A 23,206-nucleotide genomic window follows, 5' to 3' on the forward strand; every position below is an offset into this window, starting at 1 on the left:
AGTCGCGGGTGACGCGCTCCGGCCGCAGCGGGCGGTCATCCGGAGCAGTACGGGCAACTGGGCTTTGCAGTCGGCGCTGGACCGGCGGGGGTTAGGCCCGGTCGCCGGCGTGGACGAGGCCGGTCGCGGTGCGTGCGCCGGGCCGCTGGTGGTGGCGTCGTGCGTGCTGCGGGCCGGCGACGCCCGCAAGCTGGAGGGGCTCACCGACTCCAAGCTGCTCACCGAGGCCGCCCGGGAGCGGATGTACGACCTGGTGCTGGCCCGGGCGCTGGACTTCGCTGTGATCGTCATCCCGCCCGCCGAGGTCGATCGCATCGGTGTGCACGTGGCCAACATCGAGGGCATGCGGCGCGCGGTGGCCCAGCTCACCACCCATCCGGGTTATGTTCTGGTCGACGGCTTCAAGGTGCCCGGGCTGACCGCGCCCAGCACCGCCGTGATCAAGGGGGACCAGGTGGTCGCGTGCGTGGCCGCCGCTTCCGTGCTCGCGAAGGTGACCAGGGACCGGATCATGACGGAATTGCACGACAGGCTGCCGCGTTACGGCTTTGACGTGCACAAGGGCTACTGCACCGCCGAGCACACCGCCGCGCTGAACGAGCACGGCCCGACCGGCGAGCACCGCTGGTCGTACGTGAACGTCGCCGCGGCCGGCCGGTTGCACAACATGTGCCCTCCGCACGAGGTGGCACGCCGGGTGGTTCAGAATGGAGCGTCCCCGGAGGTCGGGGTACCTGGCTCACGACGAGGAGGGACGCGGGTCCGATGAGCGCGGAGGATCTCGAGAAGTACGAGACCGAGATGGAGCTTCAGCTCTACAAGGAGTACCGCGACATCGTCGGTCAGTTCTCGTACGTGGTGGAGACCGAACGCCGGTTCTACCTGGCCAACGCCGTCGACGTGCAGGTTCGCAACGCCGAGGGCGAGGTGTACTTCGAGGTGCGGATGTCCGACGCCTGGGTGTGGGACATGTACCGCCCTGCCCGGTTCGTGAAGAACGTCCGGGTCATCACCTTCAAGGACGTCAACGTGGAGGAGCTCGACAAGCCCGACCTGCGTCTCCCCGAAGACGGCCCCTTCGGGGCCGGCGGCGGCCCGGCCACGTAACCGGCCCCGCCACCCAGTTCTGCCGACAAGGGGCTTTCCCGCATTCGCCGCGGGAAAGCCCCTTTGCTTTGCCCGGCCAGAGCCCCTGCCCTCGATCCGCCCGGGCCCGGCCCGGTCTTAGTCGCGGCCGAGCTTCCGCCCCCGACCCGGGCCAGCTTCCGCCGCGGGCATGGCCGAGCCTTCGCTCCGGCCCGGGCCAGCTTCCGCCTGGGCGCTGTCCAGCCTTCGCCCCGGGCCCAGCCCAGCTTCCGTGTCGGGCGCTCCCTCGTCCTGGCCCGGCTGCTTTGTCCCGCCTCGGCCTCCGAATATGCGCGCCAAACGGGTGGTCCGCTGACCTGCTCCCGATCCGGTCCGCCCCTGCTTCAACCCGATCCTCGGTCCTGGGCGTGCCCCTCAGTCCGTCCTAACCAATTGATTCCCCGCTTCGCCGGCGCAAGAGGTCCCCGGCCAGCCAACCACATCTCACCGGGTGTGCGGAGCCGGTTGGGGATCGCCTGTGGACAACTCCCGAGCTGTCCACAGCTCGGCAAACGGCGTAGCGGGCGTAGGGCTGTTCGGCGCAGTGTCGACGCATGACCCGCGATCGATGCAGCGCACCCAGTCCGGCCGAGCTGGGCAGGATGGGCGAGGATTTGGCGGCCCTCTTCCTGGAGGGCCAAGGGTTGGTCGTGCTGTCCAGGAACTGGCGATGTCCCGAGGGCGAGCTGGACATCGTGGCCGCCGACCGCGGCGGTCGCCTCGTGGTGTGCGAGGTGAAGACCCGCTCGGGCCCCGACTTCGGCAAGCCGTCCGAGGCGGTCGACTACGTGAAGGCCACTCGGATCCGCCGGCTCACGCACCGATGGCGAGCCGCGCACAAGGTCGCGTACTGCGACACGCGCTTCGACATCATCTCCATCCTGTGGCCGGGGTACGGACCGGCGAGGGTGGAGCATCTACGGGGAGCGTTCTGATGCCGCTCTCGCGCACGTGGTCGGTGGCGTTGCTCGGCGTGGACGGGCTGCCGGTGGAGATCGAGGCCGACGTCGGTCAGGGCAAGCCCAAGGTGCAGCTGCTGGGGCTGCCCGACCCGGCCCTGAACGAGTCCAAGGACAGGGTGCGGGCCGCCGTCCGGAACTCCGGGCTTGACTGGCCGGACCAGGTCACGCTGGCACTGTCGCCGGCGGACCTGCCCAAGGGCGGTTCCGGCTACGACCTGGGCCTTGCGTGCGCTGTGCTGGCGGGTGCCGGCAGCGTGCCGCAGACCAAGCTCGGCGGCACGGTGTTGATCGGCGAGCTGGCCCTGGACGGCCGAATCAGGCCGGTTCGAGGTGTGCTGCCGCGGCTGCTCGCCGCGAAGCGGGCCGGGCTGAAGTGCGCCGTCGTGCCGGTGGAGACGCTCGCCGAGGCCGCTCTCGTCGACGGCATCCAGGCGCGCGGAGCCAACCGCCTCGTTGATGTGTTGTCGTGGCTGAAGGACGAGGAGTCGGCGCTGGTCGAGCCCAGTCCGCCCAGCTCGGTCACCAGGGCAACGACATCGGACCTCGTCGACGTCGTCGGCCAGCCGGAGGCCCGGTGGGCGTTGGAGGTCGCCGCCGCCGGCGCGCACAACCTGCTGCTCGTCGGTCCGCCGGGCACAGGCAAGACCATGTTGGCCGAACGCATCGTCGGACTGTTGCCGCAGCTCACGCCGGACGAGGCGCTGGAGGTGACGGCCATCCACTCCATCGCCGGCACGTTGTCCGCCGACGTGCCGCTGGTGACGCTGCCGCCGTTCATCGCCCCACATCACTCGGCGTCCATTCCAGCCCTCGTCGGTGGTGGGGTTGGCCTGGCCAGACCCGGCGCGGTCAGCATGGCTCATCGCGGCGTGCTCTTCCTCGACGAAGCCTGCGAGTTCGGCACGCCCCACCTGGAAGCGCTGCGCACTGCCATCGAGGAGGGCGAGATCCGACTGGCGCGGCGGGACGGCGTCGCACGCTATCCCGCCCGGTTCCAGCTGGTACTGGCGACGAACCCGTGTCCCTGTGCGCCGATCAGGGATGTCGACTGCAGATGCACGCCGAACGAGCGGCGGCGGTACTTCTCGCGGCTGTCCGGCCCGCTGCTGGACCGGATCGACATCCGCACCCGGATGCGGCCCATCCACGCCATGCACAACAGCGATGTAGGGCCGCCGGAGAGTTCCGTGACCGTGCGAGAACGGGTCGCCAAGGCTCGCGTGCGGGCCGTCGAGCGGTGGGCCGCGCACGGCTGGCAGACGAATGCCGAGGTGCCGGGCCCCGCGCTGCGGCGGCACTTCCGGCCGCCGGCCAAGGCCATGCGGCTGCTCGACCGCGGCCTCGAAACCGGCTTCGTCAGTGCGCGAGGCGCCGACCGGTGCATTCGGATCGCTTGGACGCTGGCGGACCTGGCGGAGAAGGACTGCCCCGACAGCGACGACGTGGCGGCCGCCCTGGAATTCCGGGATCGGAGGGCGGCATGACGACCGACGAAACCCGGCTGGCCAGGGCCTATCTGTTGCGGGTCGCGGAGCCGCCAGCGCCTGAGGTGGTGTCGCTGGTGGCGGATTTCGGGCCGGTTCGGGCGGCTGAGCTGGTCCGAGCCGGCAAGGCGGCCAACGACGAGACGGCGGCGCGGCGGCACCTGGACGTCGCCGCGCGGGACCTTGAGGAGGCTTCGGGCCGGCAAGCCCGTTTGGTGATTCCGGAGGACGACGAATGGCCGGCATGGCAGCTGTTGGCGCTGGCCAACGCCGCGGCTCGGGGCGTGCCTGGCATGACGGAGCCGTTGGGGCTGTGGGTGCGGAGCCACGCCCGGCTCGACGAGCTCGTCCAGGAGGCGGTCGCGGTGATCGGCGCCCGCGCGGCCACCAGCTACGGCGAGCAAGTGGCCGGGGAAATCGCCTACGACCTCGCCCAGCGATCCGTGACGGTCGTTTCCGGTGCAGCGTACGGAATCGATGGCTGCGCGCACCGCGGCGCCCTCGGGGCCAACGGCTCCACGGTCGCGGTGCTGGCCTGTGGTGTCGACGTGGCCTATCCGGCGGGCCACACCGACCTGCTCAGCAGGATCGCGGTCGACGGGGCGGTGGTCAGTGAGTATCCGCCGGGCACCCGACCGGCAAGACATCGCTTCCTCGTGCGGAACCGGCTGATCGCGGCGCTGGCGGCGGGCACGGTCGTGGTGGAGGCGGGCCGTCGAAGCGGTTCGAGAAACACCGCGGCGACAACAAGTGCGTTGGGGCGTCCGCTGATGGCTGTACCCGGGCCGGTCACGTCCGCGATGTCGGTCGGCTGCCACGACCTGTTGCGCACGGCAGGGGCGACGGCGGTGTGCACCGCGGAGGACGTGCTGGCCGATGCCGGACGGATCGGTGTCGACGCAACTACTCGATCGGATGAACCCATGCGGTCAACTGATGGCCTCGATCGGGTGATGCTTCGCGTGCACGAGGAGTTGCCATCGCGGGGTGGTTTCAGCGCGGAGCGCATCGCTGTCGGCTCCGGCGTCCCATTGCCGCGGGTCAGAGCGTTGCTGCCGGAGCTGGAACTGTTGGGGCTAGTCCAAAAGTGTGAAGCGGGGTGGTGCCGTAGACAGGGATGAACGGGCAGAGGCCACTCCAACGGGTGTGGCGATGCTTGACCACGAACGGGTTGCGGCGCACCGTGTTGGGCTATGCGCCGTCACACGAGGGTCATCCGCGCGGGTGGACATCACGGGATCGGGCGGGTCGTTTCGCTGAGGCCGCACGTCGCCTCGCCGCTCGCGGGGATGTGACACGCGTTCGATGCCCTCTTCACGACGGCCGGCTGGGCAGGAGCTGATCCGGCTCCGCGAGCGGCTGCCCGCAGACGTCGAGGCGGTGCTCGCGGACTACGAGCGGCACCTCCGGCTGGAACGCAACCTCTCCGAGCACACCGTGCGCGCCTACCTCGGCGATGTGGTGTCCCTGCTGGGACATCTGGCTCCGCCCACACCATCGGACGATCGGATCGGTGAGGCCCGCGCCCGCCGCGGCCACACCGACGGTGATCACGGCGGCGGCGCTGACTCCACCCGCCCCGGTTCCGACGCGGTCACCCGAGCCACCGACACGATCCGCTCCGGTGCCGGCGTGGAAGGCCGGACTACCGAGGTGACCCGCCTCGGCGTGGACAGTCAGGCCGCCGACACCGTTGACGAGCCGCCGCTGCCGGTCGCGGTGGCGGACATCGACCTGGCCGCGCTGCGCGGCTGGCTCGGCGGGCTGCGGGCCGCCGGGGCGAGCCGGTCGACGCTGGCCAGGCGGTCGGCGGCGGCCCGGACGTTCACCGCATGGGCTCGTCGTCGCGGGCATCTGGCGACCGATCCGGGGCAGCTGCTGATGGCGCCGCGTCCGCACCGGACGCTGCCCGGAGTGCTGCGCAAGGAGCAGGCCGCGGCGATGCTGGACGCCGCCGAGAGCGGGGCCGCGGAGGGCGCGGCGGTTGCTCTGCGTGACCAAGCTCTGTTGGAGCTGCTCTACGCCACTGGGGTCCGGGTGTCCGAACTCTGTGGCCTGAACCTGGGCGACGTGGACTACTCCAGCCGAGTGATTCGCGTGCTCGGCAAGGGTGGCCGCGAGCGTGTCGTGCCCTTCGGCGCACCGGCAGAGCGGGCGCTCCGCCGTTGGCTGGACGAGGGGCGATCCGCCCTGGTCAGGCCCGATTCGCCGGCCGCTTTGCTGCTCGGCGCGCGAGGCGGCCGGCTTGATCAGCGAACGGCCCGCAAGATCGTGCACGGCGCCGTCGGTGCGGTACCCGGAGCAGTCGACACGGGGCCGCACGGGCTAAGGCATTCCGCCGCCACGCATCTGCTGGAAGGGGGAGCGGACCTGCGGACCGTCCAAGAGCTTCTCGGTCACGCTACGCTAGCCACCACGCAGCTCTATACCCACGTCACCGTCGAACGGCTTAAGGCGATCCATGAGCGAACCCACCCCCGTTCCTGAGGACGCCGGGGGAGGTTCCCGCACGGCAACCGTGCCCTCCCTGGAGACACGCGCCCCGGAGACGACAGCGATGCGCAACGGCAGCCACGGCCCGGCCGCCGGTGGCTCGCGGGGCTCGTATGGTGCGGGCCAGCCCGACGGGGTCCTTCCCGGTGATCAGCGCACCGCCGACGACGTCGAGGCGGGCATCGTCGCGTTGTGGCGCAGGTACGGCGCCAGCCGGGCGCAGGAGTTGCGGGACCGTCTCGTGCTGCACTACGCGCCGCTGGTCAAGTACGTCGCCGGACGGGTCGGCACCGGCCTGCCGGCGCACGTCGACGTCGGCGACCTGATCCAGTCCGGCATCTTCGGCCTTGTCGACGCCATCGAGAAGTTCGAGCCCGAGCGCGGTCTCAAGTTCGAGACCTACGCCATGCAGCGCATCCGCGGCGCCATCCTCGACGACCTGCGCTCCCAGGACTGGGTGCCCCGCTCCGTCCGCAGCCGCGCCCGCGACGTCGAACGCGCCCTGGAACGCCTCGGCGGACGTCTGCAGCGCACCCCCACCGACTCCGAGCTGGCCAACGAGCTGTCGATCACCATCAGCGAACTGCGTGAGCTTTATGCCCAGCTCCAGCTGACCAGCGTCGTCGCCCTCGACGAGCTGATCGCCGCCGGCCGTGGCACGGCCTCTTTGGCCGAGACCCTCCCCGACGACTACGCCGAGGACCCCGTCGCCAACCTCGTCGACCAGGACAGCCGCCGCCAACTCGCCGACGCCATCGCGCAGTTGGCCGAGCGGGATCGCATCGTCGTGACGCTGTACTACTTCGAGAACCTCACCCTCGCCGAGATCGGCCGGGTTCTCGGCGTCACCGAATCCCGCGTCTGCCAACTGCACACCCGCGCCGTCCTGCGCCTGCGCACCAAACTCGCCGAGCAGTCCGAGAGCTGAGTTGCCCGAGTCCTGAACGGAACAGCTGGGATGGATGCGGCCGGCAACCGCACTGCCCAGCTGATTCCGCTCACGCGCGGCACTGGTGGCAGGCACTTGTCCCGCCGCTCCCGCGGGGCTTTCGCAACTGCCCTTGAACATCCCGGCCGCCTTTCAGTGCGTGTGCCAAACCCCCAGGCCAGCAACCGGATACCGCGTGCCGGGTTACCGACCGCGCGCGTGGCCACCGACCGAGCACGGCGTGCGGCGCGGATTCAGCTTGGCGTATGGCCGTCTCTGTTCCGGTCATGCGGCGCTGCTGATGCTGGCCCAAGTCCGCCCTGGTGACGGTGTTTCGGCGTGGAGGCGATCCGTGCGCTCGGGCCGGTCGCCCTCCGGGTTGCTTCACGTCATGGTGATCGAGGTGACGGAGGCGTTGTCGACGCCTACGCGAGGGACGGGGACGCCGGGGGTGGGCGGCTCGGGGGTCGACGCCATGCGCACTGGACCGCCGTGGGTTACCAGGACCAACTCGGTGCCCGGTCGGGTGGTGGCGTGGCGGCGGAGGGCGCGGTGCACGCGGGCGTACATATCAGCGATGCTCTCGCCGCCGGCGGGGCGGAGGAACGGTTCGCGCCAGAGACGGTCGACGGTGGCCAGGGCGGTGGGGTCGTCCGCGAACGGGGAGTCGAGGCGCTGACCCTCCAACACGCCCAGCCGCTGCTCGCGAAGCTCGGGGTCGAACTCGAGGGGCAGGGACAACCGGGAAGCGATGATCTCGGCGGTTTCGCGGGCCCGGATGAGGTCGCTGGCGACGATCGCGGTGGGCCGGGACGGGCGCTCGGCGAGCAGGTCGGCGGTGAGCTGGGCCTGGGCCCGGCCGGCGGCGGTCAGGCCGCCGGCCTCGGGCGACTGGCCCTGGATGCGGCCGGCGAGATTCCAGGTGCTCTCGCCGTGTCGGATCAGGTGCAGGACAGTGGGGCTTGTCGTCACGTCGGTCATCAGTACTGCATGCGGGGGTCGTCGTAGTTCTTGAACTCGATCACGTTGTTCGACGGATCGGCCAGGAACAGCGTGCGATGCTGCTCGGCGGTGCCCTCGAAGCGGATCGACGGCCCGGACAGCACACGCAGCTTGCGGTGCTCGACCAGGCGCACCAGCCGGTCGAAGTCCTCGGCCTGGGCGAAGCTGACGCCGAAGTGCCGCGGATAGGCGACCGCCTCGTCCGGCACGTCCTCGCACAGGTGGCAGACCAGTTGGTCGCCGAAGAAATCCAGGGTGATCCGGTCGTCGTAGCGCCGGGCCAGCTTCGCACCCAGGCCGAAGACGTAGTACTCCAGCGCCTCGTCCAGGTCTCGGGCTGGAACGGCGATATGGCAGGCGTCGTACGGGTTGCGCATCCTCGTCTTTCCTTTGTCGCGTAAGGCTTTTCGTTGGGGTGGGACAGGGTTGGGGGCTTTCGGTTGGGGTGGGGCAGGGTCGGGCGCGGTTGAGATGGGCGCGGGGTCGGGGGCGGTTGGGACGGATGCGGGCGTGGAGGTGGCTCTGGCTGGGATGGGTGCGGGGTGGGGCGATTGGGACGGGTGCGGGCGCGGGGGTGGTTTTGGTCGGCGGTGGTTGAGGACGGGGTGGTTCCGGCTGTGCGGTGGTTGAGGATGGGGTCGTTTCAGTCGGGCGGTGGCTGAGGACGGGCGGTTCTCGGTGGAGCGCGGAAGGGGCGGGTTCGGCTGGAGGCCTGGACGTGAGGGAGGAAGGCGACTTCGGGTGGAGGGTGGGTGATCGGCGGCTTCATGCGGATGGGCGCGGGAGGGAGACGGTTGCGGTTGGGGGGAGGGGCTTCAGTGGGCTGACGAGCGGAGGAGGGAGCGGTGGTTTTGGTTGGGGCAGGTGGGAAAGCGGCGGCATTGGTTGGGGCGTGAGAGTGGCTCGGTTGGATGGGTGAGAGAGGCTGGCGGCTTCGGTTGGGGGCGTGAGAGCGGTGGTTTGGTTGGTTGGTTGGGTGGGTGGGGGTGGCACCAGTTGGGGGGCCTCGGGAGGAGAAAGACCGTCGGCTTCACTTGGAGTGGGTTAGGGAGCGGGCGGCGGCTACGCCGGTGGTGAGGCTGAGGAGGGTGTCGCCGCGCAGTCCGCGGCGCAGCGTCTCGACGCCGACGACGTCGTGGGTGGCGATGTTGCCGAGGTTGACGTGGGGACCGACGGTGCGAATGAGCTCCACCTGCAGGTCCTTGGTCGGGGCCTCGAACATCACGATCGCGGGGTCGAGGGCGTCGAGCACGGCGCCGAGAACGTCGGCGCGCATCTGCCCGTCGGAGTTGGCGATGCCGCTGCGGCCGCTCTCCCGAGCCTCGGTGATCACCATGACGGCGCCGGCGTCGAGGTCCTCGCGCAGCGCCTCCACCCAGTCGGCGGGCGTGAGCAGCGCGGATCGGTCGGCGTCCTTGTAGCCGACCTCGGACAGCACGGGCCGGTGCGAGGACATCCGACGCACGTAGTCGGCCTTGCTGCGCTGGTCGAGTGGAATGGTCCCGTTGGACACCTCGATGTGGGTGGCCCCGGTGCGTTCCACCAGCGCCAGGTAGTCGGCCAGTTGGTCGGTCCACACCGCGTGCTCGAACAGGGTGCCGCCGAAGTAGAAGTCGATGCCGGCCTCACGCAGCACGGCCGCCTTGCGGTCGATGTCCTTGGTGACGAGCGCCGTGCCCCAGCCGAACTTGACCAGGTCGACGAGGCGCCCGTGGCTGTCGATGACGTCGGTGAAGGCACCGGTCGGCAGGCCGGGGTCGATCATCATGGTGGTGCCGTGCATGCCCCTGCTCATGCGGTGCCTCCTGGGCTCGGAATCGTGGTTCGGTGTGACGGCGTCATCGGACGCCTCCAGCGGTCGCCAGTTCGGCCCGCAGCGCGCGACGCAGCACCTTGCCGGTGGGCCCGGTGGGCAGCTGCGCGGTCACCTCGATCGTGGTCGGGCGCTTGTACCGGGTGAGCTCCCGCTCGCAGCGTTCGTGCAGGTCGCGGGCGAGGTCCGTGGCCCGCGCACCGGGGTGGGCGGTGACGAAAGCGACCGCCACCTGCCCGAGCCGCTCATGCGGGGCGCCGACGACCGCGGCCGACCGCACCGCCGGGTGCCCGAGCAGCACGTTCTCGATCTCCAGCGGATGGATCTTCTCGCCGCCCCGGTTGATCACGTCGTCGGCGCGGCCGGACAGCCGCACGAAGCCGGCCTCGTCACGGACACCGAGGTCGCCGGTGAGCAGCCAGCCGCTGCCGTCGCGGGCGGGTCGGGCCCGCTCCGGCACGTCCGCGGACAGATCGAGGTAGTGGCTGACCACCTGCCGGCCGCGCAGCGCGACCATGCCTTCCTGACCGGGCGCGGCCGGGCGCCCGTCCGGGCCCAGCACAGACAGGCCGATGCCTACGGGCAGGCCGACCGAGCCGATGCGGCGCTCGGCCGCCTCGATCGGGTTGGCGGTGATCTGACCCGCCGCCTCGGTCATGCCGTACGTCTCCAGCACGCCGATGCCGGTGTGTTCGACAAATGCGCGCAGCGTGTGCTCCGGGAGCGGCGCTGACGCTGACCGTGCGAACCGGATGCCGCGCACGACGTCCTCGCTCGGCGCGGGTGCTGCGGCCAGCGAGGCCAGGATCGCGGGCACTGCGTTCAGCCAGGTCGGCCGCCACTGCTCGACGCGCTCCCAATACGCCTTCACGTCGAACCGGCGCTCCACCACCAGCGACGCTCCGCTGACGACGTTCGCCAGCAAGCCCATCACCTGCGCGTTCACGTGGAACAGCGGCAGCGGCGTGTAGCCGCGCTGGTCGGGGCCGAATCCGTGGTGCCGGGCGACCCGTCGCGCCGCGTGCATCAGCTGCCATTCGGACAGCGGAATGCCCTTTGGCGCTCCGGTGGTGCCGGAACTGGCCAGCAATACCGCCGGCCGCCGCGCCGCGCCATCGCTCGGGCGAGCGGACAAGGACGCCGGTCGGACCGGAACCGGGCCCAATTGAGTGAGCGACCACAATTCGGTCTCGGTGTCGAATACGTCCGGAGTGTCCGTCGCGACCACGTCCACGCGAAGCCGCGAGAGGGAATTGGCCAGCTCCGACGCGGTGAGCCGGGGATCGAGCGGCACGGCGGTCAAGCCGGTCGCCAGCACGCCCAGATAAGCGGCGGTGAACGCCAGCGGATCGGTCGCCACGAGCCCGATCCGGGCCCGCTGCGGCAATGCCGCCGCGCGACTGGCCGCACGCCAGATCTCGGCATGGGACGCCAGCTCCGCCCAGGTGAGCGAGCTGCCGTCCGCGCCGGCGATGAACGCGGCGGACGCGGGCCGCTCCAGCGCCCGTGCGGTCAGCAGTCGGGACACCACTGCCATGCGGCCTCCTCACGATGCGGGATGACCGGACCGATTCTTGACTTGATCGATGTGAGTCGGTTAGGAGCAACTTAAGAACCCGCTGTGTGCGACCGATTTGGGGGAATTGGGGGCCAACCGACAGCGATTCGACAGCGAATTCAGGCGACCTCCCCCGGTGGCGGTTCACGCCACGGCAACAGCCGTACGCGCTGCGTCGACAACAGGCGTAACGGATCCAGGTATTCGTCGGCCCGCCGCGCGCCCCAGTGCAGACATGCCGCCACGCAGCCCGCATGACCGGGCATCAGCCGCCCCACCTCCTCGCCACGACGGACCCGCTGGCCGGGCGCCACCTCGGGCCGGACCGGCTCGTACGTGGTGCGCATACCGCCCGTATGGGCCACCGCCACCACGCCCCGGGTTGCCACCCAGCCGGCGAAGGAAACCACCCCGTCCGCCGCGGCCAGCACCGGTTCGCCGGCGGCGGCGCCGAGGTCGACGCCGCGGTGGCCGGGACCGTACGGACTGCTCGGCGGCAGGAACGGGCGCAGCACCGGATGCGGCGGGGCCAGCGGCCAGCCGTAGCGAGAAGGGGACGGGGTAAGCGCCGGCGCCCTGGCCGAAGGGATGGCCAGGGCGGCTCTGGTGCGTGGAAGAGGTGGCGGCCAGGCGCGGCTGGAGACGGGAAAAGCGGTTGTGGTGTGCGGAAAGGCGTAAGGAGCGGTGATGACGGCCGCCGTGAGGACGATCGCGGTGAGGGCGAGTGCGGTGGGCATGCGTCCACCCTCGACCTCGCGGGGCTGCCTCCACCACGGGCGATGATCGACATGTGGACAACCCGGTCGGCGGGCCGGGGGCTGTGGACAACCGGGAGCCCGATTCGGGCGTTCGGGGGGTTCGGGCGTACACTTCCCCCGCGACCTGTGTATCGCGGGTCGACTTCGCGTGCCAGCGCTTACCCCTGATCAGAGGGGTACGCCGTCCGGCGGTCCCGAAGGCAGTGCCCCATCTCCACGGTGGCGCGGCCGGCGGGTTCGGGCGGTGGCCAGGCACCAGGGCACTGGGTCACCCGACCCCTTGCGTCAACCGAACCGCGCGCCACCCGGCGCGCACGACACCAAGAGGTGCAACCGGCCATGGCCGTCGTCACCATGAGGCAGCTGCTCGACAGCGGCGTCCACTTCGGGCACCAGACCCGTCGCTGGAACCCGAAGATGAAGCGCTTCATCTTCACCGAGCGCAACGGCATCTACATCATCGACCTGCAGCAGACGCTGTCGTACATCGACCGCGCCTACGAGTTCGTCAAGGAGACCGTCGCGCACGGCGGCTCCATCCTGTTCGTCGGCACCAAGAAGCAGGCGCAGGAGGCGATCGCGCAGGAGGCGCTGCGGGTCGGCATGCCGTACGTGAACCAGCGCTGGCTGGGCGGCATGCTCACCAACTTCACCACCGTGCACAAGCGCCTCCAGCGGCTCAAGGAGCTGGAGTCGATGGAGCAGACGGGCGGCTTCCAGGGTCTCACCAAGAAGGAGATCCTGATGCTCACCCGTGAGAAGGACAAGCTGGAGAAGACCCTCGGCGGTATCCGCGACATGTCCAAGGTGCCCAGCGCCGTGTGGATCGTGGACACCAAGAAGGAGCACATCGCCGTCGGCGAGGCGCGCAAGCTGAACATCCCGGTGGTGGCCATCCTGGACACCAACTGCGACCCGGACGAGGTCGACTACCCGATCCCGGGCAACGACGACGCGATCCGCTCCGCCACGCTGCTCACCAAGGTGGTCGCCGAGGCCGCCGCCGCCGGCCTGATCGCCCGCTCGGGCGCCCGCACCCAGGCCGCGGACAAGCCGGGTTCGGCCGAGGAGCCGCTGGCCGAGTGGGAGCAGGAGCTCCTGGTCGGCGCGAACGCCGAGACCGCGCCGGCCGCCGACGCCGCCGCGACCGAAGTCACCGCCCAGTCCTGACCGGCCCCCCGCCCGCCCGCGCTCTCGCGCGGGCGGGCGCGTGCCCAACGCACTACCCGCGCGTACCCGCAGAAGGAAACGGACACCGCACGATGGCGAACTACACCGCGGCCGACGTGAAGCGACTCCGCGAGCTCACCGGCTCCGGCATGATGGACTGCAAGAAGGCCCTCGAGGAGGCCGACGGCGACTTCGACAAGGCCGTCGAGATCCTGCGCATCAAGGGCGCCAAGGACGTCGGCAAGCGCGCCGGGCGGGCCACCGCCAACGGCCTGGTCGCCGCCGACGGCGGCGTGATGATCGAGCTCCAGTGCGAGACCGACTTCGTCGCCAAGAACGAGGAGTTCCAGGAGCTGGCCGCCAAGATCGTGGCCGCCGCCAAGGACTCCGGCGCGACCGACGTGGCCTCGCTGACCGCCGCCAAGCTGGGCGACGGCACCGTCGCGGACGCCGTGCAGGCGCTGTCCGCGAAGATCGGCGAGAAGCTGGAGCTGGCCAAGGTCGTCGTGTTCGACGGCCAGGTGAGCACCTACCTGCACCGCCGCTCCGCCGACCTGCCGCCGGCCGTCGGCGTGCTGGTCGAGTACACCGGCCAGGACGGTGACGCGGTCAAGGGTGTCGGCATGCAGATCGCCGCGATGAAGGCCAAGTACGTCACCCGCGACGAGGTGCCGGCGGACATCGTCGAGCACGAGCGCGGCATCGCCGAGGCGACCGCCCGCGAGGAGGGCAAGCCGGAGGCGGCCCTGCCCAAGATCGTCGAGGGCCGGGTGAACGGCTTCTACAAGGACGTCGTGCTCCTGGAGCAGCCGTCCGTGCAGGAGTCGAAGAAGACCGTGAAGGCCCTGCTGGACGAGGCCGGGGTCACCGTGACTCGCTTCGCTCGCTTCGAGGTGGGCCAGGGCTGAGGCCCGGCGCAGGCGGGGTCTGCCACAGTACGTGGCGGCCCCGCTTTCGCACGCCAGGACCACAGCGGACGACGAGAGGAAACCGAGCTTCGATGTCGCTGACCCAGGACCGATCGACCAAGGACGCTCCGACCGGTGACGGCAACGGCTACCGCCGGGTGCTGCTGAAGCTGGGCGGCGAGATGTTCGGCGGCGGCGCCGTCGGCGTCGACCCCGACGTGGTGCACACCGTGGCCAGCCAGATCTCCGACGTGGTCCGCGGCGGCACCCAGGTGGCCGTGGTCATCGGCGGCGGCAACTTCTTCCGCGGCGCCGAGCTCAGCCAGCGTGGCATGGACCGGGACCGGGCCGACTACATGGCGATGCTCGGCACCGTGATGAACTGCCTCGCGCTGCAGGACTTCCTGGAGAAGCAGGGCATCGACACCCGGGTGCAGACCGCCATCACCATGGGCCAGGTCGCCGAGCCCTACATCCCGCGCCGCGCCGAGCGGCACCTGGAGAAGGGCCGCGTGGTGATCTTCGCCGCCGGCGTCGGCATGCCGTACTTCTCGACCGACACCGCGGCGGCCCAGCGCGCGCTGGAGATCGGCTGCGACGTGGTGCTGATGGCCAAGGCGGTCGACGGCGTCTACGACTCCGACCCCCGGCGCAACCCCGACGCCAGCAAGTTCGACAGCATCACCCACCAGGAGGTGCTCGAACGCGGCCTCGAGGTGGCCGACGCGACGGCGTTCGCGCTGTGCAAGGACAACAACATGCCGATCATCGTGTTCAACCTGCTCACCGAGGGGAACATCGCCCGCGCCGTGCGCGGTGAGAGGATCGGCACCGTGGTGAGCACCCCTGACGACAGGCCCTCGGCCTGACGCTGGGATCGTGAGCACCGGCAAAGTCACAACCGGCCAGCAGCATCGTTAAGGAGCAGCCGTGATCGACGAGACCCTTCTCGACGCCGAGGAGAAGATGGAAACCGCGGTGTCCGTGGCCAAGGACCATCTCGCCGCGGTGCGCACGGGGCGTGCCAACGCCACCATGTTCCAGGGCATCAACGTCGAGTACTACGGCTCACCCACACCGCTCAACCAGCTCGCCGGCATCACCGTGCCCGAGGCCCGGATGGTCGTCGTCAAGCCGTACGACGCCAGCCAGCTCCGGGAGATCGAGAAGGCGATCCGCGACTCCGACCTGGGCGTGAACCCGACCAACGACGGCACGATCATCCGCGTCGTGGTGCCGCAGCTGTCCGAGGAGCGCCGCCGGGACATGGTGAAGGTGGCCAAGAGCAAGGGCGAGGACTCCAAGGTCGCGGTGCGCAACATCCGCCGCAAGGCCAAGGAGGAGCTGGACCGCATCGCCAAGGACGGCGAGGCCGGCGAGGACGACGTCGCCCGCGCCGAGAAGGAGCTGCAGCAGCTCACCGACAAGTACGTCGCCCAGATCGACCAGCTCGTCAAGCACAAGGAAGCCGAGCTGCTGGAGGTCTGAGGACCTGTCGGCAGGGGAGAGTTCGACGGACGTGACTTCCACACGTGGCCGGCGCGACGACCAGGACGCGTCCGCGGGCGACCCGGGCGACAAGCCGCCGGCAAAGTCCTCGCGGGCGGGCCGCAACCTGTGGGCCGCGGTCGCGGTCGGGTGCGGGTTGGGCGCTGTCGTCCTGACGTGCCTGTTCACCGTGCCCCAGGCGTTCGTGGGGATCGTGGCCATCGCGGTCGCGATCTCCACGTTCGAGCTGGCCGGCGCGCTGCGTCGGGCCGGCGGCATCAACGTCGCGCTGGTGCCGGTGCTCGTCGGCGGGCAGGCCATGGTGTGGCTGTCCTGGCCGTTCGAACGGGTTGGTCTGCTCGCGGCGTTCGTGGTGACGATCCTGGGCTGCCTGATCTGGCGGTTCCGGGACGGCGTGTCCGGCTACGTGCGGGACGTGACCAGTTCGATCTTCGTCGCCGCCTATGTGCCGCTGTTCGCGTCGTTCGCCGCCATGCTCGTGGTGCCGGCTGACGGCGTGTACCGGATCCTGTGCTTCCTGATCGGCGTCGTCTGCTCCGACACCGGCGGCTACGCGGCCGGTGTGCTGTTCGGCAAGCACCCGATGGCCCCGCTGATCAGCCCGAAGAAGTCCTGGGAGGGCTTCGCCGGCTCCATGATCACCGGCACCGTCGGCGGCGCGCTTTCCGTCACACTGCTGCTGCACGGCCAGTGGTGGCAGGGCGTGCTGCTCGGCGCGGCTCTGGTGATCACGTCCACGGTCGGTGACCTGGTCGAGTCGCTGATCAAGCGGGACCTGGGCATCAAGGACATGGGCAACCTGCTGCCCGGGCACGGCGGGCTGATGGACCGAATGGATTCGCTGCTGCCGTCGGCCGTCGTCGCCTGGCTGCTGCTCCGGCTGTTCATCCCCGCCTAAAGGCCGAGTTGGGCGCGGCCGGTCGAAGTGAGGTCGGCGAGGGTGGCGCGGTCCGGCCAGTGAGCCTCGTAGTTCTCCGCGGCGAAGTCGCCGGGGCTGGTGCCGGCCAGGAAATGACGGCCGCAGTCGGCGGCGAAGCGGGCGTTCTTGGCGCACAGCGGGGCAGCGGGGATGTACATGACGTTGCCCCAGCGCTCCTGGTCGCTGACGTCGGCGACGGAGTGGATGACGTCGCAGTGCCACCAGACCGTGTCGCCGGGCTGACGGATGCCTTGCTACGCCAGGGTTTCGGCACGCCGCCGGCGATCGACGTGCCGACCGTGCTCGCCGGTGATCGCAAGTCGGAGTTCGGCGCCGCGATCGGCCGGGCGGTCGCCTCGGCGTGCACGGTGTTCGACCCCGAACTGGTGCTGTTCGGCGGCCCGCTGGGCGGCCATCCCGACATCCTGCCGCACATCCGGGCCGCGCAGGACGGCGCGACGCCGGCCGCGGTCCGCGTGGCGGCCGGCGAATTCGGCGACGCCGCGCCGATGCGGGGCGCCTTGGCCTGGGCCGTCGATCACGGTCGGGGCCAGTTGCTGGCCTAGTCGTCGTACGGGTCGACCGGCTCCTCTTCCTCCTCGTGCGGCTCGATCACCGAGAAGGTCGCGCCCTGCGGATCGGTCAGCACGGCCACGCGCCCGTAGGCGGAGTCGAACGGTTCCACCACAACCGTTCCCGCCAGCCGGCGCACGCAGTTCGCCGCCTCGTCCGTGTCGGTGACACGAAAGAACACCATCCAGTGCGGCGGCGTGTCCGCCGGGAACTCGGCGTCCATCCGATAGCGGCCGAGCACCGCCGCGCCGTTCAGCCACCACACGGTGTAGTCCAGATCGACGCCGTCACCGACCTGGCCCTGGCTGTAGCCGAACAGGCCGCGGAAGAACTTGTCCGCCAGGTGGCCGTCGCGGGTGTTCAGGTCCGCCCACTCGAAGCAGCCCGGAAGTCCGTACGCCAGCGTGACATCCGGCATCGGCGCGCTCAACGCGATCACGCCGCCGCTGGGATCCTCGGCGATCACGGTGCGCCCCTCCAGGGGGCCACGCACGACGCGGCCCCCGTGCTGGCGCACCCGTTCCGAGGCGATCCACGGATTGCGGATGGCCAGGTGCAGCCGCCATTCGTGGCGTCGCCCGGGATCGATGCCCGCGGCCACCTCGTCCCGGCCGACGTGCGCGAGCGCGCCGCCGCGTCGGTCCACTGTGTACCGCCAGCCGAGCAGCGCGGCGTAGAAGTCGCGGCTGGCCGGCGGATCGGTGCTGTCGAGGCTTACCCAGCAGGGCCGTCCGGGGAGGATGCCGTTGGTGTGCGTCATGAGGGCACCTCCTCGCGTGTTCACGGCGTGTAGTCAATGGTCAACGCAGCATCATCCCCGTGGCAAGCCGCCACATGATTGGCTTGTCACCATGGGAATGGCATGGGTGCCGCAGCTAGCGGCGCGGATGAGGGCCAGACTGACGGCCGTGCACGTGCTTCCCAGCCCCAACATCTGGCAGTGGCCCGAGCTGTACGCGGTGGAGAACCGCGCCCAGGACAGCACCGGCGAGATCTGGCGGGCGCTGCGGGCCGAGTGCGACTGGGTCGGACAGGACGTCGTCGACGTCGGCTGCGGCGACGGATTCCACCTGTCGGTGTTCGCGACGGATGCGGCAAGCGTCACGGGCGTGGAGCCGCATCCGCCGCTGGTGGAGCGGGCCAAGGCGCGCACGCACGACGCCGACAACATCCGCGTGCTGGAGGGCGGTGCGCAGCGGCTGCCGCTCCCGGACGGCTGCGCGGATCTGGTGCACGCGCGGACCGCGTACTTCTTCGGGCCCGGCTGTGAACCCGGGCTGATGGAGACGGATCGGGTGCTACGGCCCGGTGGCGCGCTGGCGATCGTCGATCTCGACGGCGCCGCGCCGCCGTACGGACGATGGCTGTGCGACGACGTCCGTGGCTACGATCCCGTTGCAGTGCAACGGTTCTTCGACGAGCAGGGCTTCAGCACCCGGCATGTCCGCACGACGTGGCGGTTCGAGCGCCGCGCCGACCTGGAAGCCGTGCTGCGCATCGAGTTCTCGGCGAAGGTGGCCGAACGGGCCATCGCCGAGACGGCCGGCACGGAGATCCCGGTCGGCTACCGGCTGCATGTGCGCCGGAAGCCGACCGGGATCATCCTGCCCTCGTGATCACTCGCCGTCGTCATCGGCGTCGACGTCCTCGGCCAGCAGGCCGTAGATCCGCCGCTTGGCCTCGTTGATCGCGTCGACGGCGCGGGACTTCTGGTCCTCGGTGCCGGCCTGGGTGATCTGCTCCACGGCCATGAACAGCTGGCGCAGGGCCGTGTGCAGCTCGCGGACCTCGTCGGCCTCGCCGACCGCGTCGGCCCAGGGCTTGGCCTCGCCCAGCTTGGCCGCCTCGGCCCGGCCGGACTCAGTGAGGGTGAACAGCTTCTTGCCGCTGGCGGCGTCGCCGACGATCAGGCCCTCGTCGTCGAGCATCTGCAGCGTCGGGTAGACCGAGCCGGGGCTGGGCCGCCAGACGCCGTTGGTGCGCTCGCCGAGCTCCTGGATCATCTCGTAGCCGTGCATCGGACGCTCCGCGAGCAGGGCGAGCACCGCCGCGCGGACGTTGCCGCGACGTTGTCGCCGGCCGCCACGGCGACCGCCGCGGAAGCCGGCCATCGCGCTGAGCGCCCCCGGCCAGGGGCCGCCGGCCGCGAAGGGCATCGGGCCCATCGGCGGTTCCGGCGGGCGGGGCGGGGTGTGGTGCGGGAAGCCCGGCAGCGTGCCGAAGTCGTGGCCGTGCTGGAAACGGGACTGGAAGTGGGGGTGGTTGTGGCTGCGCATGATGCGCTCCCTTCGGGTCGTGTGTCGTTCTGACGTTGCTAACGATATATCGTTGACATATCGCGATACAACGGCCGATAGTGTGACCCGTGTCACGTCCGCTGGCGTGGGAGAATGGATGGGTTATGACTGCGCTCCCCCTTGTCTTCGATGCCCCTCGCCGTGCCATGCCGCCCCGGCACCTGGCCGACATGTCCGCGGCCGAACGCGCCCAGGCCGTCGCCGACCTGGGGGAGAAGCCGTTCCGCGCGAAGCAGCTGTCCAACCACTACTTCTCCCGGCTGACCGTCGACCCGGACGCGATGACCGACATCCCGGCCGCGACCCGGGAGCGGCTGGTCGGCCAGCTGATGCCGAGCCTGCTCACCGAGGTGCGCAAGCTCAGCTGCGACGACGGCACCACCCGCAAGACGCTGTGGCGGGCGCACGACGGCACGCTGCTGGAGAGCGTGCTCATGCGCTATCCCGACCGGGCAACCCTCTGTATCTCCAGCCAGGCCGGCTGCGGCATGGCCTGCCCGTTCTGTGCCACCGGGCAGGGCGGGCTGACCCGCAACCTGTCCACCGCCGAGATCGTCGACCAGGTTCGGGCCGCCGCCGCGGCGATGCGCGACGGCGAGCTGCCCGGTGGTCCCGGCCGCCTGTCGAACATCGTCTTCATGGGCATGGGTGAGCCGCTCGCCAACTACAAGCGGGTCATCGACGCCGTGCACCGGATCTGCGACCCCGCGCCGGACGGCCTGGGTATCTCGCAGCGGTCGGTGACTGTGTCGACGGTCGGTCTGGTCCCGGCGATCCGGAAGTTGACCGAGGAGGGGCTGCACGTCCGGCTGGCCGTGTCACTGCACACCCCCGATGACGAGCTCCGCGACACTCTCGTGCCCGTGAACACGCGGTGGAAAGTATCCGAGGTCCTGCAGGCCGCTCGCGGCTACGCCGACAAGACCGGTCGGCGGGTGTCGATCGAGTACGCGCTGATCAGGGACGTCAATGACCAGCCGTGGCGGGCCGACATGCTGGGCAAGAAGCTGCACAAGCATCTCGGCCAGTACGCGCACGTCAACCTGATCCCGCTGAACCCGACGCCAGGCTCGAAGTGGGATGCCTCGCCGAAACCCGTGCAGGACGAGTTCGTGCAGCGGGTCAAGGCTCAGGGCGTGGAGTGCACCGTCCGCGACACACGTGGCCAGGAGATCGCCGCTGCCTGCGGCCAGCTCGCCGCCGAAGGGTGAACCGGCTAGGTGTCACACGCTCGGAGTTCTATGCACGCGCGGCACGCTTCCATCTGGAGCACCTGGAACAAGAACCGCTGACCAACGAGATCAACGCGGCGCTCGACCTCATCGGTGACGATGACGACTCGGCGGCGGCCGCGGTCAGCGTGGGCCGGCGCGTGGGCGGATCTGAGTGAGGCTGAAGGGTCGCGGCCAGCCCAGTGTCGCCCGGTGATCGTCGTCGAGGCTGATCCCTACAACGCCCGTCGCCTGGTGACCGAGACTCGGTGGTCGACGTGACGGCGTTGGTGACCCTGAACAAGGACGACCTGTCGGGTCGGGTCGGCGACGTGCAGCTGGTCCTGATGCGGGATGTGGACGCAGGGCTGCGTCGAGTACTCGGACTCTGAGGGAGCAACACCTGAGTCGACCCCAACGCGGGTTCGGGTGGACACACGAGAGCCGCGCCCACGTGGGACGCGGCTCTCGGGTCGAGGCTGTGGTCAGCGGCGCCAAGCGGTGCGGCTGCGGATGCGGTCCCAGATCAGGGCGAGCACGATGGCCGCGGCGGTGCCGATGAGGTAGATGTCCTCGATGTGGCCGCGGTGGTTGCCGATCAGCATCAGCAGCAGGGCGATGGCGGTGAGCCAGCCGGCGATGCGGGTGGCCTTGGGGAAGGTGCCGTGCCAGCCCCACTCAACCGACGGCTCGTCGTGCGGGTCGACGACGCTGGCCGGACGCTTCTCCAACTCCGAGGACGCCACGATCGCTCCTGGTCTGACTAGGGATCCCAACGGCCTCATGGTCGCATACGGGGGTGACATGGCGCCCGGGTGGGTGGCCGCCCGGGCGCCACGTCCGGGAACGGCCTACGTGCGTGCCTTGCGGCCCGTCACCAGCCGGAAGATGGCCAGCACGATGACGGCGCCGAGGATCGCGAGCAGCCATGTGCGCAGGTCGAAGAAGCCGCCGAGGTCGACTCCGAAGATCGCCTTGCCGATGATGCCGCCGAGGAAGCCGCCGACGATTCCGAGCACCGCGGTCAGGATGATGCCGCCGCCGTCGCGGCCGGGCATGATCGCCTTGGCGATGATGCCGACAATCAATCCGAGCACGATCCACGCGATGATGCCCACAGGGGTCACGCTCCTTTCGACGGGCCGGCGTGTCCGGCCCGCGCTCGGACACTGATGTACCCCACCGGTCGATCATCACGCACCTTTTACCAACTCGTTATCATTCGACGGTGCTGTCCGAGACCCCTGCGGATCGGCGAGAATGACGGCGATGGACACCGCGAACCCGCGGGTGCTCGTGCTCGGCTCGACCGGGTCGATCGGCACCCAGGCCCTTGACGTCATCGCCGCCAACCGAGACCGCTTCCGCCTCGCCGGCATCTCCGCCGGCGGCTCCGACCCGGCCCTGCTCGCCCGCCAGGCCCTCGACCACGAGGTCGAGGCGGTGGCGCTGACCCGGGCGACGGCGGTGGAGGACCTCCAGCTCGCCCTCTACGCCGAGGCCCAGCGCCGCGGCTACAGCCAGGGCGACTTCCGGCTGCCCCGCATCCTGGCCGGCCCGGAGGCGAACGAGGAGCTGATCGACTCCACCCCGGCGGACGTGGTGCTCAACGGCCTGCCGGGCTCGCAGGGCCTGCGGCCGTCCCTCAAGGCACTGGCGACGGACGCCCGCCTGGCGCTGGCCAACAAGGAGTCGCTGATCGCGGGCGGCCCGCTGGTGCTCAAGGCGGCCAAGCCGGGCCAGCTGGTGTCGGTGGACTCCGAGCACTCGGCGCTGGCCCAGTGCCTGCGCGGCGGCACCGAGGAGGAAGTGGCCCGCCTCGTCCTGACGGCGTCGGGCGGCCCGTTCCGCGGCAGGAAGCGAAGCGACCTGGCCGATGTGACGGTCGAGAACGCGATGGCCCACCCGACCTGGTCGATGGGCCCGCTGATCACCATCAACTCGGCCACCCTGGTCAACAAGGGCCTGGAGCTGATCGAGGCCCACCTGCTGTTCGACGTGCCCTACGACCGCATCGACGTGGTGGTGCACCCGCAGTCCATCATTCACTCGATGGTGACGTTCGTGGACGGCTCGACGCTGGCCCAGGCCAGCCCGCCGGACATGCGGCTGCCGATCTCGCTGGCCCTGGGCTGGCCGTCCCGGATCCCGGGCGCGGCGAAGGCCTGCGACTGGTCGAAGGCGGCCAGCTGGACGTTCGAGCCGCTGGACAACGAGACGTTCCCGTCGGTGGAACTGGCCCGCTCGGCCGGTTCGGCCGGCGGCTGCCTGCCGGCGGTCTACAACGCTTCCAACGAGGAGGCGGTCGCCGCCTTCCTGTCGGGCAACGCTGCCTTCACCTCCATCGTGGACACTGTTGACCGGGTGCTCACCGAAGCCGACCAGTGGCGCGGGGAACCCGCCGATGTGGCCGAGGTGCTGGCCGCCGAGGACTGGGCCCGCGCGCGAGCGCGCGAACTGGTCGCACGGCCGGTCGGTTCGGGAAGGGACTAACAA

At 70.4% G+C, this 23,206-nt stretch carries 27 protein-coding genes; 17 read left to right on the forward strand and 10 right to left on the reverse strand.

The annotated features are described in order from the left end of the window. Positions 1-37: 37 nt before the first annotated feature. From BJ998_RS26485 to BJ998_RS26515, 7 genes are all read left to right on the forward strand, one after another. Positions 38-769 (forward strand): ribonuclease HII, encoded by a 732-nt coding sequence (locus tag BJ998_RS26485; protein ID WP_312890569.1) that lies wholly within the window; start codon positions 38-40, stop codon positions 767-769. After that, positions 766-1,107: a DUF2469 domain-containing protein gene (locus BJ998_RS26490; RefSeq protein ID WP_043722832.1), complete on the forward strand. Its 342-nt coding sequence runs from the start codon at positions 766-768 to the stop codon at positions 1,105-1,107. The genes BJ998_RS26485 and BJ998_RS26490 overlap by 4 nt, the downstream gene beginning before the upstream one ends. Positions 1,108-1,679: 572 nt before the next feature. Beyond that, a complete protein-coding gene (locus tag BJ998_RS26495) occupies positions 1,680-2,060 on the forward strand; it encodes a YraN family protein (RefSeq protein WP_184865912.1) in 381 nt (126 codons plus the stop codon). Continuing rightward, entirely contained in the window at positions 2,060-3,571 is a 1,512-nt protein-coding gene (locus tag BJ998_RS26500) for a YifB family Mg chelatase-like AAA ATPase (RefSeq protein ID WP_184865914.1), read from the forward strand. Before BJ998_RS26495 ends, BJ998_RS26500 begins: the two co-directional genes overlap by 1 nt. Next, a complete protein-coding gene (dprA, locus tag BJ998_RS26505) occupies positions 3,568-4,692 on the forward strand; it encodes a DNA-processing protein DprA (RefSeq protein WP_184865916.1) in 1,125 nt (374 codons plus the stop codon). Before BJ998_RS26500 ends, dprA begins: the two co-directional genes overlap by 4 nt. 184 nt (positions 4,693-4,876) lie before the next feature. Beyond that, positions 4,877-6,058 (forward strand): tyrosine recombinase XerC, encoded by a 1,182-nt coding sequence (locus tag BJ998_RS26510; protein ID WP_184865918.1) that lies wholly within the window; start codon positions 4,877-4,879, stop codon positions 6,056-6,058. A gap of 70 nt (positions 6,059-6,128) precedes the next feature. Further along, positions 6,129-6,992, forward strand: a complete 864-nt coding sequence (locus tag BJ998_RS26515; RefSeq protein ID WP_376775906.1) for a FliA/WhiG family RNA polymerase sigma factor — start codon at positions 6,129-6,131, stop codon at positions 6,990-6,992. A 384-nt stretch (positions 6,993-7,376) separates the two neighbouring features. Here BJ998_RS26515 and BJ998_RS26520 read toward each other — a convergent pair whose 3' ends face one another. The 5 genes from BJ998_RS26520 to BJ998_RS26540 all read right to left on the reverse strand — a co-directional run bounded on the left by BJ998_RS26520 (position 7,377) and on the right by BJ998_RS26540 (position 12,102). Further along, entirely contained in the window at positions 7,377-7,973 is a 597-nt protein-coding gene (locus BJ998_RS26520; RefSeq protein ID WP_184865922.1) for a histidine phosphatase family protein, read from the reverse strand. Then, the gene (locus BJ998_RS26525; RefSeq protein ID WP_184865925.1) at positions 7,973-8,371 is read right to left on the reverse strand and encodes a VOC family protein; all 399 of its coding nucleotides are present in this window, start codon (positions 8,369-8,371) and stop codon (positions 7,973-7,975) included. The genes BJ998_RS26520 and BJ998_RS26525 overlap by 1 nt, the downstream gene beginning before the upstream one ends. 653 nt (positions 8,372-9,024) lie before the next feature. Continuing rightward, positions 9,025-9,789 (reverse strand): phosphosulfolactate synthase, encoded by a 765-nt coding sequence (locus BJ998_RS26530; protein ID WP_246488658.1) that lies wholly within the window; start codon positions 9,787-9,789, stop codon positions 9,025-9,027. Positions 9,790-9,832: 43 nt separating this feature from the next. Beyond that, a complete protein-coding gene (locus BJ998_RS26535) occupies positions 9,833-11,344 on the reverse strand; it encodes a class I adenylate-forming enzyme family protein (RefSeq protein WP_184865927.1) in 1,512 nt (503 codons plus the stop codon). Between the two features lie 140 nt (positions 11,345-11,484). Further along, positions 11,485-12,102 (reverse strand): M23 family metallopeptidase, encoded by a 618-nt coding sequence (locus BJ998_RS26540; RefSeq protein ID WP_184865929.1) that lies wholly within the window; start codon positions 12,100-12,102, stop codon positions 11,485-11,487. 360 nt (positions 12,103-12,462) lie between these two features. On the opposite strand from BJ998_RS26540, the gene rpsB reads away from it, so the two are divergent. The 5 genes from rpsB (at position 12,463) to BJ998_RS26565 (ending at position 16,608) form a co-directional block, all read left to right on the forward strand. Further along, positions 12,463-13,293 (forward strand): 30S ribosomal protein S2, encoded by an 831-nt coding sequence (gene rpsB / locus BJ998_RS26545; protein WP_184865931.1) that lies wholly within the window; start codon positions 12,463-12,465, stop codon positions 13,291-13,293. 92 nt (positions 13,294-13,385) lie between these two features. After that, the gene (gene tsf, locus BJ998_RS26550; protein ID WP_184865933.1) at positions 13,386-14,201 is read left to right on the forward strand and encodes a translation elongation factor Ts; all 816 of its coding nucleotides are present in this window, start codon (positions 13,386-13,388) and stop codon (positions 14,199-14,201) included. 92 nt (positions 14,202-14,293) lie between these two features. After that, positions 14,294-15,070: a UMP kinase gene (pyrH, locus tag BJ998_RS26555; RefSeq protein ID WP_184865935.1), complete on the forward strand. Its 777-nt coding sequence runs from the start codon at positions 14,294-14,296 to the stop codon at positions 15,068-15,070. A 61-nt stretch (positions 15,071-15,131) separates the two neighbouring features. Further along, the gene (gene frr, locus BJ998_RS26560; protein ID WP_184865937.1) at positions 15,132-15,689 is read left to right on the forward strand and encodes a ribosome recycling factor; all 558 of its coding nucleotides are present in this window, start codon (positions 15,132-15,134) and stop codon (positions 15,687-15,689) included. Positions 15,690-15,816: 127 nt separating this feature from the next. Next, positions 15,817-16,608, forward strand: a complete 792-nt coding sequence (locus BJ998_RS26565; RefSeq protein ID WP_246489556.1) for a phosphatidate cytidylyltransferase — start codon at positions 15,817-15,819, stop codon at positions 16,606-16,608. Here the strand turns inward: BJ998_RS26565 and BJ998_RS26570 are convergent. Next, positions 16,605-16,877: a YbiU family protein gene (locus tag BJ998_RS26570; protein WP_184868950.1), complete on the reverse strand. Its 273-nt coding sequence runs from the start codon at positions 16,875-16,877 to the stop codon at positions 16,605-16,607. The two genes, BJ998_RS26565 and BJ998_RS26570, sit on opposite strands and share 4 nt — an antisense overlap. On the opposite strand from BJ998_RS26570, the gene BJ998_RS26575 reads away from it, so the two are divergent. After that, positions 16,845-17,195, forward strand: a complete 351-nt coding sequence (locus BJ998_RS26575) for an ROK family protein (protein WP_184865940.1) — start codon at positions 16,845-16,847, stop codon at positions 17,193-17,195. The two genes, BJ998_RS26570 and BJ998_RS26575, sit on opposite strands and share 33 nt — an antisense overlap. On the opposite strand, the gene BJ998_RS26580 is transcribed toward BJ998_RS26575, so the two are convergent. Further along, positions 17,192-17,962 carry a VOC family protein gene (locus BJ998_RS26580; protein WP_184865942.1) on the reverse strand — a complete coding sequence of 257 codons (771 nt, stop codon included), beginning with the start codon at positions 17,960-17,962 and terminating at the stop codon, positions 17,192-17,194. The two genes, BJ998_RS26575 and BJ998_RS26580, sit on opposite strands and share 4 nt — an antisense overlap. A 127-nt stretch (positions 17,963-18,089) precedes the next feature. Between BJ998_RS26580 and BJ998_RS26585 the strand changes: the two genes are divergently transcribed. Continuing rightward, positions 18,090-18,818, forward strand: a complete 729-nt coding sequence (locus tag BJ998_RS26585) for a class I SAM-dependent methyltransferase (protein WP_184865944.1) — start codon at positions 18,090-18,092, stop codon at positions 18,816-18,818. Here BJ998_RS26585 and BJ998_RS26590 read toward each other — a convergent pair whose 3' ends face one another. Next, positions 18,819-19,478: a PadR family transcriptional regulator gene (locus BJ998_RS26590; protein ID WP_184865946.1), complete on the reverse strand. Its 660-nt coding sequence runs from the start codon at positions 19,476-19,478 to the stop codon at positions 18,819-18,821. It abuts the gene before it with no gap. A 125-nt stretch (positions 19,479-19,603) separates the two neighbouring features. Here BJ998_RS26590 and rlmN point away from each other — a divergent pair, with 125 nt between their 5' ends. Next, positions 19,604-20,710 (forward strand): dual-specificity RNA methyltransferase RlmN, encoded by a 1,107-nt coding sequence (rlmN, locus tag BJ998_RS26595; protein WP_184865948.1) that lies wholly within the window; start codon positions 19,604-19,606, stop codon positions 20,708-20,710. Further along, on the forward strand, positions 20,707-20,889 hold the full coding sequence (locus tag BJ998_RS26600) for a hypothetical protein (protein ID WP_184869233.1): 183 nt from the start codon (positions 20,707-20,709) through the stop codon (positions 20,887-20,889). The genes rlmN and BJ998_RS26600 overlap by 4 nt, the downstream gene beginning before the upstream one ends. A 306-nt stretch (positions 20,890-21,195) precedes the next feature. Here the strand turns inward: BJ998_RS26600 and BJ998_RS26610 are convergent, their stop codons facing one another. Both BJ998_RS26610 and BJ998_RS26615 read right to left on the reverse strand, forming a co-directional pair. Continuing rightward, positions 21,196-21,456 (reverse strand): DUF2631 domain-containing protein, encoded by a 261-nt coding sequence (locus BJ998_RS26610; protein ID WP_376775908.1) that lies wholly within the window; start codon positions 21,454-21,456, stop codon positions 21,196-21,198. Between the two features lie 105 nt (positions 21,457-21,561). Continuing rightward, positions 21,562-21,828 carry a GlsB/YeaQ/YmgE family stress response membrane protein gene (locus BJ998_RS26615; RefSeq protein WP_184865952.1) on the reverse strand — a complete coding sequence of 89 codons (267 nt, stop codon included), beginning with the start codon at positions 21,826-21,828 and terminating at the stop codon, positions 21,562-21,564. 151 nt (positions 21,829-21,979) lie between these two features. Between BJ998_RS26615 and dxr the strand changes: the two genes are divergently transcribed. Beyond that, positions 21,980-23,203 carry a 1-deoxy-D-xylulose-5-phosphate reductoisomerase gene (gene dxr / locus BJ998_RS26620; protein WP_376775909.1) on the forward strand — a complete coding sequence of 408 codons (1,224 nt, stop codon included), beginning with the start codon at positions 21,980-21,982 and terminating at the stop codon, positions 23,201-23,203. Positions 23,204-23,206 lie beyond the last annotated feature (3 nt).

The sequence above is a fragment of the Kutzneria kofuensis genome (assembly GCF_014203355.1).
In the GTDB taxonomy this organism is placed as follows: domain Bacteria; phylum Actinomycetota; class Actinomycetes; order Mycobacteriales; family Pseudonocardiaceae; genus Kutzneria; species Kutzneria kofuensis.